Genomic DNA, 13,823 nt, shown 5'->3' with positions numbered 1-13,823 from the left:
TCGTGCTTTAGCGTCGACTGTTCCCTCAGCTAGCAAGCACGAGCCACTTTATAAGATCATTGAGATCTTTGCATCAGAAGAGAGCCCACCAGGCTACTTCGCCTCCCACCCCACCTTCACTCCATTCGCCGCATTCTGCTGCTTCAGCCACTGATACAGCGGAGCGAAGTACTCCAGCATCGGCCCGGCATCCAGATGATCCTCTCCCGTCATCGCCTTCAGGGTCTCCTGCCACGGCTTCGACTGTCCAGCCTCCAGCATCGCATTCAGCTTCGCGCCCGCCTCCTTGCTGCCATAGAAGCTGCAGCGGTTCAGCGGTCCCTTGTATCCCGACGCATCGCACATCGCCTTGTAGAACTGAAACTGATACACCCGCGCCAGAAAATACCGCGCATACGGAACATTCCCCGGGATGTGATACTTCGCGCCCGGGTCAAAGTCGGCCTCCGTCCGCGCCACCGGAGGAGCCACTCCCTGATACTTCTCCCTCAGCTCCCACCACGCCTTGTTGTAGTCCTCTGGCTTCGTCTGCCCACTGAACACCTGCCACCGCCACTTATCAATCAGCAATCCAAATGGCAGAAACGCAATCTTGTCCAGCGCCGTCCGCAACTGCAGCGGAATATCCGCCTCCGCAGGTGGTATCTCGTCGATCAGCTTCAACTGCTTCAGATAGTCCGGAGTAATCGACAGCGCGATCGCATCGCCAATCGCCTCGTGGAACCCATCGTTCGCTCCATCGCGAAACAGGAACGGCCGATTCCGGTAAGCCCTCTGATAGAAGTTGTGCCCCTCCTCATGGTGCACCGTCGTGAAGTTGTCCGCATCCACCTTGATGCACATCTTCACCCGCAGGTCCTGGTCGTTGTCCACGTCCCACGCACTCGCATGGCAAACCACATCGCGGTCGCGCGGCTTGATGAACTGCGACCGCTCCCAGAATGTCGCAGGCAGCGGTTCAAAGCCCAGCGAGGTAAAGAAGCCCTCGCCATACTTCGCCATCTTCTTCGCCGCATCAAGCTCCGACACAGGCCCGATCTGCTGCTTCAGCGCACCCTCGAGGTCATACATCTTGTAGCCCGTCGCGGGCGGCGCAACGAGGTCGTAGATGTTCCCCCACTCCTGCGCCCACATATTTCCCAGCAGGTGCGCCGGAATCATTCCATCCGGCCGCTCCGCCGCCGCGCCATACTTCTTGATCAGCGCAAACCGCACATACGCATGCAGCTCCTTGTACAGGGGCTCCAGCTGCGTCCACGTCCGCTCCATCTCTGCGGAGAACTCCGCCGGAGTCATGTCATACCGTGACCGCCAGAGGTCCCCCGTGTCCTTATAACCGAACTCCCGCGCCCCCTCATTCGAAAGCTCCACCAGCCGCGAATACTTCGCGCGCATCGGTGGTGAGATCGTATGCCATCCCCGCCACAGGTCCTCGAGTTCCTTCGGATCGCGCGACTTCGCCATCAGCACATCCAGCTCTTCGATCCCCAGGCACTTCTCCCCTTCTGCCGAACCTGCCCCCGCCGCCCCCTGACGGCAATACTTCCCCTTGCCATACATCCCATCCAGCGCTGACGAAACCTGCGTCAGCTCAGCCACCAGCTTCGGGTCCGTCGGGTTGGCGTTCAGCTTCAGCAGCTTGAACTTCCGCGCCAGATCAGGCGGCAGCGTCAACCCATCAAATCTCCGCGCGCCGATCACGAGTTCGTTCGTCTTGTTCAGAAGGCGCTCACTCGCCTTGGCCGAAATCGCCTCCGTGTCGTCCGTAATGTAAGTCTCCTGCACCCACGAAGCCCGGCTGGCCTCGTTCGCGAGGTTGAGCAACTCCGTCTCAGCCTTGTCCATAAACGCCTGTGCATCGGCGGCGGTAGGCTTGGCTGTCTGGGCAAAGGTCAGTGCAGGAAGAAGGGCAAAGGCGAGAGCAAATCGGTAAATTCGCATTGCGGGAAGTGTACCGAATCCTCCCCTCCCAGTCGTTATCTCCGTCACAAATCATTCAGAAGATGCATGGTCACACTAATTTCCACCCGTGGCCCCACTCGCCACACTCTCAGGCTTTGTGATGATTTTTACCGGTCTAAGAAATTGGCGGAAGCCGCCACCGCCGGATCGACTGAGCGGATTTAGCAATCCACCTCAGGTAGGAGCGCCGCCCGAACCTCCGCCGCGCTCTTGCCCGTAATCCTCAGCACCTTGCTCCTGCTCGCCGCTCCCGCCACCAGCGAAACCCGCGCCCGCGGCGATCCCAGCTTCTCCGCGACAAACGCAATCAGCGCATCATTCGCCCGCCCATCCACCGGGGGCGCATTGAGCGCAATCTTCACCGCCCCGCCGTGCAAACCCATCACTCCATCTCTACGAGCCCCAGGATGCACCCGCACGCTCACCGTGCACCCATCCGCAACGTCCCTCACGAACTCGCCCGCATCACTCATACGGCAGCCGGATACACCCTCTTCCCAAAGATCGCCGTTCCCACCCGCACACAAGTGCTGCCCTCTTCAATCCCCACCGCAAAATCATTCGACATCCCCATCGAAAGCTGCACCACCTTAGGATGCACCTTCGCCGCCTCATCCCGCAGCCGTCGCAGCTCCCTGAAGTAAGGCCGCGCCGTCTCCGCGTCCTCCGACCACGGAGGCACCGTCATCAACCCCACAACCTCCACCGCCTCGAAATCCCGCATCGCATCCAGCAGCCCCATCAACTCACTCGGAGCAACCCCATGCTTCGACTCCTCATGGCTCAGCTTCACCTCAATCAGCACCGGAAGCCGCTTGCCCAGAGCCTTCGCCGCCGTCTCCAGCCGCTGCGCGATCTTCAGCGCATCCACCGCATCGATCGCATCAAACAGCTCCGCCGCCTTGTTCGTCTTGTTCGACTGCAGCGGCCCGATCAGATGAAAGGCCGCCCCCGGGAGCCCCGCCAGCCGCCCCGACTTCTGCTCATACTCCTGCACGCGATTCTCGCCGAACAGTCTCTGCCCGGCCGCATACGCCTCCAGAATCGCCTCCACCGGATGCACCTTACTCACTGCCATCAACGCGACCTCACGTTCATCGCGTCCTGCTCGCCGGCACGCTGCGGCTATCTCGTCTCTCAAGCGTGCAATGTTCTCCGCAATCGTCATCTAACATGAATCTTACTTGCATCCAACAATGACGAACGAACATCGGAGACGCCTCGCTGCATGCGGACCATCCTTCTGCTCACCGCCTCAAACATCTTCATGACCTTCGCCTGGTACGGTCATCTCAAATATCGCGAGGTCTCCCTCTGGAAGGTCATCCTCGTCAGCTGGTCCATCGCGTTCTTCGAGTACTGCCTCCAGGTCCCCGCCAACCGCATCGGCGCCCGCACCTTCGCTCCCGACCAGCTCAAGGTCATCCAGGAGGTCATCACGCTTTCGGTCTTCGGAGTCTTCTCCGTCTTCTACTTCGGCGACCATCTCCGCTGGAACCACGCCGTAGCCTTCTGCTGCCTCGTCGCCGGAGCCTTCTTCATGTTCCACAAGTTCTAGTGCGATTCTCACTCTTTTGGTTGTCATTCCGCAGCGCAGCGGAGGAATCTGCTTTGCTTTATCATGCGTGACGTCGCCGCTCACGCCACATCGCCGCATCCATCTCCCAAAGCTCAGTCGGCAACCGCCCACTCACATAATCGTCCTCAGTCTCTTGAACACACCGCATCCCCTCGCGCGCCGAGATCGCCCGCGAAGCCGCATTCGCCACTGCCTTCTTCGTCCGAAGCACCGGCTGCCGCAGATCCTCGAACCAGAATCGCGTAACCTCGGCCACTGCCTCAGTCATCAGTCCCTGCCCGCGCCACTCCGGAGCAATCCAGAATCCGCGATTGATCTCGCGATTCAAATGCAGCGAGATTGCGCCGATGATTCTCTCCGGCTCGTCCTTCAGCCGAATCGTCCAGTGCCACTCCTCACCACGTTCCACCGCCGGCAACGCAAGCTCACCGTAGTACGCGAAGACTCCACCTTCAGGAAATGGCCACGGCACACGGACATTGAGATACTTCACGACCTCCCAGTGCGCAAACAGTGGCTGCACCTGATCTGCATCCGACAGCCGCAGCGGCCGAAGCACGAGACGGGCGGTCTCAAGCTCCGGCGTCGCCATCGTTACCGCCCATGCCCTTCCAGATACTTCTCCACCTCAAGCGCGGCCATGCACCCCGAACCCGCAGCCGTAATCGCCTGCCGGTATCTCCGGTCCTGAATGTCCCCACACGCAAACACGCCGGGGATGATCTGCCCGTTCAGCGTCGTAAGGACGCTGTTCTTGGTCAGAATGTAGCCGTCATCATCGAGGTCGAGCAGTCCAGTGAAGGCCTTCGCGTTCGGCTCGTGGCCGATGCCGAGGAACATGGCAGAGACAGGCAGTACGGACACATCTCCCGTCACCTTGTTCTTCAGCCGCAGGCCCTTCACGTCCTTCTCTTCCACTCCCAGCACCTCTTCCACCACCGTGCTGGTCATGAACTGGATCTGCGGATGCGCCATCGCGCGATCGAGCATGATCTTCGACGCGCGGAACTTCTCACTGCGGTTGATCAGCGTCACCTTCGTCGCAAACCGAGTCAGGAACAGCGCCTCTTCCATCGCGCTGTCGCCGCCGCCGATGACGGCGATCTCCTTGCCCGAAAAAAAGAACCCATCGCAAGTAGCGCACGAACTCACGCCATGTCCGATCAGAGCCTGCTCGCTCGGCAGGTTCAGCCACCGCGCACTCGCGCCCGAGGCGATGATCAGCGTCCGCGTATGAATCGTCTCCTTGCCGATGTTCAACTCATACGGATGCTTTGACAGGTCGATGGAGTTCAGGTGAGCCATCTTCAACTCGGCGCCAAACCGCACCGCCTGCTTCTTCATGTTCTCAATCAGCTCCGGTCCCTGAACTCCCTCCGGGAAGCCGGGAAAGTTCTCCACCATGGTCGTAATGGAGAGCTGCCCGCCCGGCTCATGGCCCTCCAGCACCAGCGGCTTCAGGTTCGCCCGGGCGGTGTAGATGGCGGCAGTCAGTCCGGCGCAGCCGGAACCAAGGATTACAGTATCGCGAGTCGTGTTTTCACTCATAGGAAGTCTCCTAAGTGTAAATGCCCCAGCGCACAAAACGATTCAGACGAGCCCCCCGCCCACAAGATTCGATACTCCAAGTCTGGATTTTGAGACTCTTCGTTTTTGCAGGACACATAGACTGTTACCCTCCCCTTCCGAAGCAGGGGGGCCAGGTCTCGATTCTGAGACCTGGATTTTGCAAGGACACTTGGGTGCCCCATCCATCGCAGCCTCATCGCGATGGGTGGGGCACGATTTCCACTAGCCAACTTCCCCAACTAGCCAAAGACATGTCATTTCGACCGGAGCAGTGCAGCTTCATCGCACTGCGGAGCGAAGAAACCCGCTTCTCTACCAAAGCCTTCCACCAGCTCTACGACTTCCACAGAAAATCCTGTCAAGCCCCCAAACTACTTAACCCAATCAAAACAAGCCACTTCCGCGTGGCAGAGTAGTTTCCACCAATCCACTAAAATAGAACCAGACAGAAAAGAAGAAGCCCCGGCCAACAACCGGGGCTTCTTCTTTCAACCCCATAACTCATTTCTTTTGAATATTTTGACCCATAAACCCTTTAGATGGAATATCTTGCGCGACAAGTCCAAAGCTAAATCCAATACAATGAATATTTTACGCAATATCGGGGGGGTACTTCAAGGCCGAACGAAGCGGTCTTTACAATCGAACCATGGCAAATCTAACGCTGGTTTATGGAATGAGGCTGCTTCCTGCCGACGAGGTAGCAGAAGTAAGTGACGCGGCGATCGCGCTCAAAAACGGCAATCAGGCCCACGTCACCATGCACATCCTCGAGGGCAGCCGCGAGCAGATCGAAGCGCAGCTCCGCATGAGCCTCGACGCCTTCTTCGACTTCTATCCGGAGATCTAGAGCGGCTAGGTAGACGGCAGCGAGGAAGCTTTTGGCGGCTTCGTCATAGCGAGCCGCCTGAGCATAGCACTTGCGCTACGGAACCACGGCCGCTCCCGGCGGCGAAGGTAGCCGGGCATCGTCGGCTTCTTATCGAGCACTTTCTGCGCCCATTCGCGGGCTTCAGCGTTGCGACCCTCGGACGCCAGCAGGTCTGCGAAGTTCAGGTAGGTCTCCGACGACGTCGATGTCATCGTCACCTGCCGGAAGAGCGCCTCGGCTTTTTCTTTTTGTCCGGTCTGCGCGTAGGCGTGGGCGAGCAATCCGGCCGCGCGATGAAAATCGTAGTCAGGATCGTTGCCGGTCACTCTCTCCAGGTCAGGCAACGCCGCCGCGGCATCGCCTAACCGGAGAGCGCAAACGCCGCGCCTGTAGAAGGGATCGGGAGTATTGGCGCGAGCGGCAATGGCTTTGTCGAACGCGGCTCGCGCCAACTGGAACTTGCCGTCGTCCATGTAAAGATCGCCAAGTTCTTCGTAATTGCCCGACGATGGATTGTCACGAACCGCGACTTCCAACTCGCCAATGCGCTTCCGGCGTGAAAACCCTTTGAAGGACTGTCCCACGAGTCCAATATCGGGAAGAGCCTCGGCGACAAGATATATCGTGGCGCCGATGGGACCCAGAAACAGGATGATGTAGATCCAATACGTGTCCGGCCGCCGCCGGATGAAGTGGACGATCGCCAATCCCTGGAGCAGCAAGCCCCACGGGTAGAAGAAGTGGCTCAGGAATCCCATCGGTATTAGTCCTGGCGTCAGTTATACGTCTGTAAGTAACCGAAAAGTAGCATATCTGCGGAAGATAGAGAAGTGAATCAAGGCGATCTGCAGCGCTGAGTGTCCGGCATCGCACAGCCGACCAGCTGTCGTAGAATAGGGCATCTGCTTCGAGTGGCTTCTGCCGAAAAAACAGGAGTAACGGAGTGCAAGATGACCTCAACCAAAATTGATCCCGCTTGCAGCCTCTAACTCGGCTGAGATCACCAATATCGCTGCCACTACGGGGATCCAGGCGTTCGTCTCGCTTACGCTGCAAAAGCAGCCGTGATGAGACCGTTATGGCTGCCTCAAGCATCCAAAAGAAGTGCAGGCGAGGGAGCAACCACGATGGGAGTTGCAGCGGTGACAGGCGTCAACGCGCGCAAGCGTGTCCTAATCCTCGGCGGCGGGTTTGCTGGGCTCTTCGCGGCGGAAGAGGCCGCCAGACTTCCCGTCGACATCACACTCATCGATCGCAAGAACCATCACACCTTCCAGCCGCTGCTCTACCAGGTCGCGCTCGCCGTGCTCTCACCGGCAGAGATTGCGCAGCCGATCCGCTCCGTCCTCCACGATCACCCGAACATCGAGGTACTGATGGACGAGGCGGTAGGGTTCGACCTTGCGCAGCGGCGAGTCGAACTCAAGACCGGCACGCGGTTGGACTACGACTATCTCATTGTCGCCACCGGCGCTACACACTCCTACTTCGGCCGCGACGAGTGGGCGAAGCTCGCCCCCGGCCTCAAGTCCATCGAAGACGCAATCGAGATCCGTCGCCGCGTGCTGCTCGCCTTCGAGCTTGCCGAGCGCCAGATGCAGGAGAGCGGCACGCACCCTCCTCTGAACTTCATCGTCGTCGGCGGCGGGCCTACCGGAGTCGAACTCGCCGGAGCGATCATGGACATCGCCAAGCTTTATATGACGAAGGACTTTCGCCACATCGATCCTTCGACCGCGAAGGTGGAGATTCTCGAAGGCTCGCCCTACCTTCTTGGGGCCTATCCACCCGACCTGCAGAAGAAGGCCGTCGAGCAGCTCAACGCACTGGGTGTCGAGGTTCGTACCGGAGCACAAGTCACGGATGTCCAGCCCGGTTACGTCATGGTCGGCAACGAGCGCATCGATGCGGCGGTCACGCTGTGGGCGGCGGGGGTGGAAGCCTCACCGCTCGGAAAGCTGCTCGGCGTCCCTACGGATAGGCGCGGCTGCGTCATCGTCGATCAGTTCCTCAACCCTCCCGGCCACCCAGAGATCTTCATCTGCGGCGACCTGGCCCACGTCGAGGAGAACGGCAAGCAGGTTCCCGGGGTCGCCCAACCCGCGATGCAGATGGGAACCTATGCGGCCAAACGCATCGGCCGTCTCGTCACGCGCGATGCGAGAGGTGACAGCGTCGGCCTCAATCAGCCCTTCCATTACTTCGACAAGGGTGATATGGCCACCATCGGGCGCAAGGCCGCGGTCGCCAGGATCAAGTGGCCCTTCCATGCTGACTGGAGCGGGTTCCCGGCGTGGATCACCTGGCTGTTCGTCCACGTCTTCTTCCTAATCGGCTTCCGCAACCGTCTCACGGTCTTTAGCCAATGGGCGTGGACCTACCTTACCTTGAGCGACGGAGCGCGCCTCATTACCGGCTCGCAGGAGCTTCCGGGATGGGAGGAGAAGCCTGGTTCGGACCAGGGTTCCTCGGCGCAGAAGCCAGCGGATATCGCTGTTCCCAAGGCATAAAAGAAAAGCGCGCCGAACCCGGTTACGGGAGCGCGCGTTTTTCTGTTCCCTCGCGGGTTTAGCCTTACTTCGCGGAGTCCTCGATCTCCTTCCACTCGGCGGTGCTCAGCTTCACCCCAGCAGCGGCGATGTTCTCTTCCAGATGCTTTACGGAGGATGTTCCGGGAATCGGCAGCATCACAGGCGACCGGTGCAGCAGCCACGCCAGCGAGAGCTGCGAGACCGTCGCGCCGTGCCGCTTCGCCGCGGAATCCAGCTTGCCGCCGGCCTTTGCCAGCTTGCCTGCCGCAACCGGGAACCATGGGATGAATGCGATCTTGTGCTTCGCGCAGTACTCGACGACGTCCTCATGCTGCCTGTCGCCGAGGTTGTAGAGGTTCTGCACGCTCACGACATCGACGATCTTCCGGGCCTGGTCGATCTCGTGCGGCTTCACCTCGCTCAGCCCAACGTGCCGTATCTTGCCCTCCTCCTGGAGCTTTTTGATAATGCCCAGTGACTCCTCGACGGGAACCTTTGGGTCGATGCGATGGAGTTGCCACAGGTCGATCCGCTCCAGCTTCAACCGGCGCAGGCTCATCTCGACTTGCTGCTGCAGATACTCCGGCCTGCCCACCGGAAGCCACTTGTTTGGCCCCTGTCGCGTCAGCCCGCCCTTGGTCGCGATGACGACGCCCTTCGCGTACGGAGCCAGCGCCTCGCCAATCAGCCGCTCGCTCACATCGGGACCGTAGGAGTCTGCCGTGTCGATGAAGTTCACGCCCAGCTCAACTGCGCGCCGCAGGACCTTCTTCGCGGTTTCGGGGTCTTTGGGCTCGCCCCAGATTCCATCGCCGGTGATCCGCATCGCACCGTAGCCCAGACGGTTGACGGTCAGATCGCTGCCAATCACAAATGTTCCGCTTGCCTTCGCATTTACAGCCGCAGTGGTTGTCATGCCTCATGAGATGCCGGTCTCGGGAGAAAGGCGCAGCGTCTCGCCCTCTTCGAGAACTTTTACCCGGTTACCGACATTCAGCCGCGCCGCCTCGGCCGTCAGCCGCTGTACAGGCTCGTCCATCGGTTCGCGGCCAAGGCGGAAGGTTCCAAAGTGCATCGGAACCATCCACTGTGCGCCAACTTCGACAAAAGCCCGCACAGCCTCTTCAGGACTTGTGTGGACTGCACGGTAACTATCCGGAAAGTATGCCCCGATGGGCAGCAACGCGACCTGCGGACGCAGCCTTTGGCCGATCTCGGTGAAGCCGTCAAAGTATGCTGTATCGCCGGAGTGATACACGGAGTGTCCAGCGGCTTCAACGACATAGCCACCGTAGCCGCGGTGCGTGTCGCTGAAGAGGCGCGCGCCCCAATGCCGGCAGGGAGTCATCGTCACCGCGAGTCCCTTCACTTCGGTCTGCTGCCACCACTCCATCTCGCGCACTCTGGCGAAGCCCAGTCCCGCGACGAGGTCTTCCACACCTCTGGGCACGACGATCTCAGGCGCATGGCCTCGCAGCCGCCGCGTCACCCGCACCACCTTGCGCAGCGAGGCGAAGTCCAGGTGATCCATGTGTGCGTGCGTCACGAGGACGACATCGATCGCGGGCATCTGCTCGGCAATCACGCCCGGCCTGCGCTGCCGGCGCAGCAGAATCAATCGCTTCGAGAGGACGGGATCGACGAGCAGGTTTCTGCCGTCCAACTGCAGCAGAAACGACGAGTGCCCGATGAACGTTACGCCGAGCTCATCGGCGTTGACCCGTCGGGGAGGCCGGGAGACGCCGGTAATCGGATTCTCGTGGCTCTCGCGCACCAGTCGCCAGAGCTGTCCCATCTTTGTCACAACGAACGGTCTGCGTCGCAATACCTTAGCCATCAGGGCACCAGTCTCATAGATGCTTCCGGCCAGCTTGTAGTTTCGCGCCTCAGCAGGAGCTACGGCAAGTCTGAACGAGATAGTTGAAAGGAGCTTTGCGGCGGCTCAGGAAAGAGTATCGACCCTGATTCGGGCAGGTGCATCACAAACAACGCCCGCCTGATCTCCTGTCGCCATTGCTCCTCGAACCTCTCGATCACTGAGGAACAAGGTACAGGCAGTGCTTCGCAAGCTACAATCCTTTAGATTCCATGAACCTCTACGCAGCCGTCATCGCCGTCATCGTTCTCACTCTGCTCAGCGTCTCGCTTGCCCGCCTCGGCAAGGTCAAGACCAAGGCCGACTATCTGGTCGCCGGGCGCACACTTCCCGCCTTCGTGCTCATCTTCACGCTGCTCTCAAGCTGGATCGGCTCCGGCTCTCTGCTCGGCGGCGCGGAGAACGCCTACAAGCACGGCTTCGTGGCGTTGTGGCAGGCGGGCGGAGGCTGGGCCGGGCTGCTGCTCATCTACTTCATCGCGCCGCGGGCCCGCAAGTTCGCGCAGTTCACCATCCCCGACCTACTCGAAGCGCGTTATAACCAGACCGCGCGCGTGCTCGGCGTGATTGCGATTCTGCTCACCTACACGGCGATCACGAGCTATCAGTTCATCGGCGGCGGCGACATCCTTCACCTCATCTTTCCCGAAGTTATCTCGCCCCTCCTTGGGCGCTACATCCTCGCGGCCTTCGTGATCGTCTTCACCGCCATCGCCGGTATGTCATCTGTGGCCTACATGGACCTGTTCATCGGGTTGCTCGCAACCACCACCATGTGCCTTGCGCTGCCGATCCTCGTTCACCACGCCGGAGGCTGGTCCGCCGTTCACGCCGCGCTGCCTGCCACACACTTTCAGCTTCTTGGCGATCTCTCCTTCATCAAGTGCCTCGAACTCTTCCTGCCTACCTGCCTTCTGCTGCTCGGCAACCAGTCCATGTACCAGAAGTTCTTCTCGGCCAAGTCCGAGAAGGACGCCAGACGCGCAGTCGTCGGCTGGATCTTCGGCACCGTCATCCTCGAGACTGTGATCGTCGCCATCGCGGTCACTGGTTCCACGCTCTTTCCCAACGGCGAGGTCAGCAAAGCTCCGCGCGAGATCCTCGCCTACTGCGGTCTGCACGGCTTTGAGCCTGCCGCGACGACCATCGTCCTGGGAGCCAATGGCCAGGTTGCCAGCGTTACCCCAGCCGCCGCGGTCTCCACTACCTCCGTCTATCTTCTTCGTCTCCTCGGCGCGCTTCTCATGGGAGCGATCTTCGCCAAGATCATCTCCACCGCAAACAACTACCTCTTCTCTCCTGCGACCAATCTCGTCAACGATATTTACGTCCGCTATGTGTCGCCTGAGGCTTCGAACAAAAAGATTCTCATCGTCAGCCGGTTGACGGTGGTTCTCCTCGGCATCTGGGCGCTCTTTCAGTCGCTGGGGACCGAGTCTGTACTCAAGAAGGCGCTCTACGCCTACACGATCTACGCCGCCGCGCTCACTCCGGTCATCCTTGCTGCGTTCTTCTGGCGGCGAGCTACTGCGGCCGCCGCTGTCGCGAGCGTCGCCGTTGGCACTGCCGTCACGGTTGCATGGGACACCGTCGCGCCGCACCTTCCGCCGTCCATCGGCCAGCGCGACGCGATCTTTCCTGCGCTGATCGCATCGCTGCTGTGTCTCTTCCTCGTCAGTCTCTTCACCACGCCGCCCTCGCCCCGGCAGCTTGAGCCATTCGGGGAAGCCTAGCGCAGAGTGCCGTTTTCAGATTCTGTAGGAAGGCGGCTTGATGCCCTTGTCCCGTAGGTAGATCTCCGCCTGGCCACGGTGGTGCGCCACGTGAATGTACATGGCCAACAAGACCTCTCGGCCGGACAATTTCCCGTCAGGAGAGTTATGCGTTGCGCGTATCTGCTCCTCCGTTGTATGACGCAGCAATGGTGTGATGCGCTTGTCGAGGTCTTCCGCCCGCGGTTACCCTCTAGTACCTTACTTCTGAATCATTTGCAGCCAATTCACGTTCCCGCGTGATAATTAACACTCCAAATACATTTAGACCGGAACCTGATCATCGTCTCGACGAATCCAGTTCAATCGGCCTCCCGGGAGCGTGGATGAACGTCAATCTGCTGCCCGATCTGGCCGCCCTGGCCGCGCTTCTTGCGGTCCTGCACTTTCTGCGCCGTCGCCACCCGCAGGAGCGCGTCGGTCTGTGGATCATCGGCCTGCTCTTCATCTTTCTCGAAGCCATCGCTCACACCCTCTATGCGGATCGTGGACCGAGGCACATGCCCTCGCATATCGTCGCGCTGGATTCCTACCTCGCCGCAGGCATCATCTTTCTCTGGGCAGCGGCCAGGCCCCTCTATTCTCGGCGTTCGACGCTGATCTATCTGCTCGCGAACACACCCCCTCTGGCGCTTCTCCTCACGATCTATGGGCTCGATCTGCGAACACAGCCGGTCTACCGCATCGTCATCATCTGCGGCCAGCTTGTTGGCGTGCTCTCCCCGTTCCTGATCGCGCGCACCGTCAGGCTCCGGGCTGCCTGGTGGCTCATCGTCACGCAGCTTCTGATCTGGACCCCGTTATGGTTTTCGGTCGCCTCGCGCAACTATCGCGAAACGGCCTACTTTCCACTCTTCGTCGTCTATCTCGCGACCGGTGTGGTCTTTCAGCTCAGCCTGCCGCGAAGAAGCCTCGGCAAGATCTGCATCGTTGCCGGCTTCACCCTCTGGGCGCTCGTCTTCCTCTTCCACTCCTGGGTCGCCGCCCGTCCTCAGTACACCGATTTCGCCGCCCAGATCTGGAACATGCAGAAGTTTCTCGTCACCATCGGAATGCTTCTCGTGCTGCTCGAGCTTCAGGTCTCCAGCAACGAGTGGTACGCCTTCCACGACCAGCTCACCGGCCTTCCCAACCGACGCCTGTTTGAAGACCGCCTCGCTCAATCTCTCGACGACTCAGCACGAAGCGGAACCCGCACCGCGCTCATCATGCTCGACCTGAACGGCTTCAAACAGATCAACGACTCGCTCGGCCACGACGTTGGCGACCGTCTGTTGCAGCAGGTCGCTCACAGCCTGCGCCACGCCATCCGCGAGCCCGACACGCTCGCCCGTCTCGGTGGCGACGAGTTCATCATCGTCGCCGGCAACCTCCCTGCCGCTGTCCCCGCCGAGCAGATCGTCGAGGCCAGCGCACGCCGCATCGAAGGTGCCCTTCGCAGGTCCTTCTACGCTGCCGGATACGAACTCGCTGTGAGCGGCAGCGTCGGCGTCGCCATCTACCCGGACGACACCACCGACGAGGTCCTGCTCCGCCGCCTCGCCGACCAGCGGATGTACTCCCAGAAGCGCCAGGTTCCGCTCCAGTTCGAGCCTGAGCTTCAGCTCTGACCCGGCAAGGGGACCGATCCCCTTTTATACCCGTCTCCCTCGTATCGGAGCGG

The 13,823-nt window shown here is 60.3% G+C and carries 13 protein-coding genes and 1 pseudogene; 5 read left to right on the top strand and 9 right to left on the bottom strand.

Features of this window, described 5'->3' with window-relative positions:
• Positions 1–93 precede the first annotated feature (93 nt).
• From OHL16_RS07105 to OHL16_RS07095, 3 genes are all read right to left on the bottom strand, one after another.
• On the bottom strand, positions 94–1,941 hold the full coding sequence (locus OHL16_RS07105; protein ID WP_263366419.1) for a M2 family metallopeptidase: 1,848 nt from the start codon (positions 1,939–1,941) through the stop codon (positions 94–96).
• A 182-nt stretch (positions 1,942–2,123) separates the two neighbouring features.
• Positions 2,124–2,435 carry a DUF167 domain-containing protein gene (locus tag OHL16_RS07100; protein ID WP_263366418.1) on the bottom strand — a complete coding sequence of 104 codons (312 nt, stop codon included), beginning with the start codon at positions 2,433–2,435 and terminating at the stop codon, positions 2,124–2,126.
• A complete protein-coding gene (locus OHL16_RS07095; protein WP_263366417.1) occupies positions 2,432–3,130 on the bottom strand; it encodes a YggS family pyridoxal phosphate-dependent enzyme in 699 nt (232 codons plus the stop codon). Before OHL16_RS07095 ends, OHL16_RS07100 begins: the two co-directional genes overlap by 4 nt.
• A gap of 60 nt (positions 3,131–3,190) precedes the next feature.
• Here OHL16_RS07095 and OHL16_RS07090 point away from each other — a divergent pair, with 60 nt between their 5' ends.
• A complete protein-coding gene (locus OHL16_RS07090; protein WP_263366416.1) occupies positions 3,191–3,520 on the top strand; it encodes a DMT family protein in 330 nt (109 codons plus the stop codon).
• A gap of 61 nt (positions 3,521–3,581) precedes the next feature.
• Here OHL16_RS07090 and OHL16_RS07085 read toward each other — a convergent pair whose 3' ends face one another.
• Complete coding sequence (locus OHL16_RS07085) at positions 3,582–4,133, bottom strand: GNAT family N-acetyltransferase (RefSeq protein ID WP_263366415.1); 552 nt, start codon at positions 4,131–4,133, stop codon at positions 3,582–3,584.
• A gap of 2 nt (positions 4,134–4,135) precedes the next feature.
• Positions 4,136–5,089 carry a thioredoxin-disulfide reductase gene (gene trxB / locus OHL16_RS07080; RefSeq protein ID WP_263366414.1) on the bottom strand — a complete coding sequence of 318 codons (954 nt, stop codon included), beginning with the start codon at positions 5,087–5,089 and terminating at the stop codon, positions 4,136–4,138.
• Positions 5,090–5,759: 670 nt separating this feature from the next.
• On the opposite strand from trxB, the gene OHL16_RS07075 reads away from it, so the two are divergent.
• The gene (locus tag OHL16_RS07075) at positions 5,760–5,960 is read left to right on the top strand and encodes an allantoinase (protein WP_263366413.1); all 201 of its coding nucleotides are present in this window, start codon (positions 5,760–5,762) and stop codon (positions 5,958–5,960) included.
• 5 nt (positions 5,961–5,965) lie between these two features.
• On the opposite strand, the gene OHL16_RS07070 is transcribed toward OHL16_RS07075, so the two are convergent.
• Entirely contained in the window at positions 5,966–6,739 is a 774-nt protein-coding gene (locus tag OHL16_RS07070) for a tetratricopeptide repeat protein (RefSeq protein WP_263366412.1), read from the bottom strand.
• A 369-nt stretch (positions 6,740–7,108) separates the two neighbouring features.
• Between OHL16_RS07070 and OHL16_RS07065 the strand changes: the two genes are divergently transcribed.
• Positions 7,109–8,491, top strand: coding sequence for an NAD(P)/FAD-dependent oxidoreductase (locus OHL16_RS07065; protein ID WP_263366411.1), 1,383 nt, complete (start codon positions 7,109–7,111; stop codon positions 8,489–8,491).
• Between the two features lie 64 nt (positions 8,492–8,555).
• Here the strand turns inward: OHL16_RS07065 and OHL16_RS07060 are convergent, their stop codons facing one another.
• Complete coding sequence (locus OHL16_RS07060) at positions 8,556–9,428, bottom strand: aldo/keto reductase (protein WP_263366410.1); 873 nt, start codon at positions 9,426–9,428, stop codon at positions 8,556–8,558.
• A gap of 3 nt (positions 9,429–9,431) precedes the next feature.
• Positions 9,432–10,349 (bottom strand): MBL fold metallo-hydrolase, encoded by a 918-nt coding sequence (locus OHL16_RS07055; protein WP_263366409.1) that lies wholly within the window; start codon positions 10,347–10,349, stop codon positions 9,432–9,434.
• Positions 10,350–10,600: 251 nt separating this feature from the next.
• Here OHL16_RS07055 and OHL16_RS07050 point away from each other — a divergent pair, with 251 nt between their 5' ends.
• A complete protein-coding gene (locus OHL16_RS07050; RefSeq protein WP_263366408.1) occupies positions 10,601–12,121 on the top strand; it encodes a sodium:solute symporter family protein in 1,521 nt (506 codons plus the stop codon).
• Positions 12,122–12,136: 15 nt separating this feature from the next.
• Here OHL16_RS07050 and OHL16_RS20240 read toward each other — a convergent pair.
• A pseudogene (locus OHL16_RS20240) lies at positions 12,137–12,322 on the bottom strand (DinB family protein); the annotation flags it as partial.
• Positions 12,323–12,486: 164 nt separating this feature from the next.
• Between OHL16_RS20240 and OHL16_RS07045 the strand changes: the two are divergent.
• Positions 12,487–13,770: a GGDEF domain-containing protein gene (locus OHL16_RS07045; RefSeq protein WP_263366407.1), complete on the top strand. Its 1,284-nt coding sequence runs from the start codon at positions 12,487–12,489 to the stop codon at positions 13,768–13,770.
• Positions 13,771–13,823 lie beyond the last annotated feature (53 nt).

The sequence above is a fragment of the Edaphobacter bradus genome (assembly GCF_025685645.1).
Taxonomy (GTDB): Bacteria; Acidobacteriota; Terriglobia; order Terriglobales; family Acidobacteriaceae; genus Edaphobacter; species Edaphobacter bradus.
The sequence above is the reverse complement of the archived record's forward strand: the minus strand, read 5'-3'. Positions and strand labels throughout refer to the sequence as shown.

Excerpts from the sequence above, each read along its gene's own strand:
- OHL16_RS07105 (WP_263366419.1), bottom strand. The coding sequence starts at position 1,941 with ATGCGAATTTACCGATTTGCTCTCGCCTTTGCCCTTCTTCCTGCACTG.
- OHL16_RS07100 (WP_263366418.1), bottom strand. The coding sequence starts at position 2,435 with ATGAGTGATGCGGGCGAGTTCGTGAGGGACGTTGCGGATGGGTGCACG.
- OHL16_RS07095 (WP_263366417.1), bottom strand. The coding sequence starts at position 3,130 with ATGACGATTGCGGAGAACATTGCACGCTTGAGAGACGAGATAGCCGCA.
- OHL16_RS07090 (WP_263366416.1), top strand. The coding sequence starts at position 3,191 with ATGCGGACCATCCTTCTGCTCACCGCCTCAAACATCTTCATGACCTTC.
- OHL16_RS07085 (WP_263366415.1), bottom strand. The coding sequence starts at position 4,133 with ATGGCGACGCCGGAGCTTGAGACCGCCCGTCTCGTGCTTCGGCCGCTG.
- trxB (WP_263366414.1), bottom strand. The coding sequence starts at position 5,089 with ATGAGTGAAAACACGACTCGCGATACTGTAATCCTTGGTTCCGGCTGC.
- OHL16_RS07075 (WP_263366413.1), top strand. The coding sequence starts at position 5,760 with ATGGCAAATCTAACGCTGGTTTATGGAATGAGGCTGCTTCCTGCCGAC.
- OHL16_RS07070 (WP_263366412.1), bottom strand. The coding sequence starts at position 6,739 with ATGGGATTCCTGAGCCACTTCTTCTACCCGTGGGGCTTGCTGCTCCAG.
- OHL16_RS07065 (WP_263366411.1), top strand. The coding sequence starts at position 7,109 with ATGGGAGTTGCAGCGGTGACAGGCGTCAACGCGCGCAAGCGTGTCCTA.
- OHL16_RS07060 (WP_263366410.1), bottom strand. The coding sequence starts at position 9,428 with ATGACAACCACTGCGGCTGTAAATGCGAAGGCAAGCGGAACATTTGTG.
- OHL16_RS07055 (WP_263366409.1), bottom strand. The coding sequence starts at position 10,349 with ATGGCTAAGGTATTGCGACGCAGACCGTTCGTTGTGACAAAGATGGGA.
- OHL16_RS07050 (WP_263366408.1), top strand. The coding sequence starts at position 10,601 with ATGAACCTCTACGCAGCCGTCATCGCCGTCATCGTTCTCACTCTGCTC.
- OHL16_RS07045 (WP_263366407.1), top strand. The coding sequence starts at position 12,487 with ATGAACGTCAATCTGCTGCCCGATCTGGCCGCCCTGGCCGCGCTTCTT.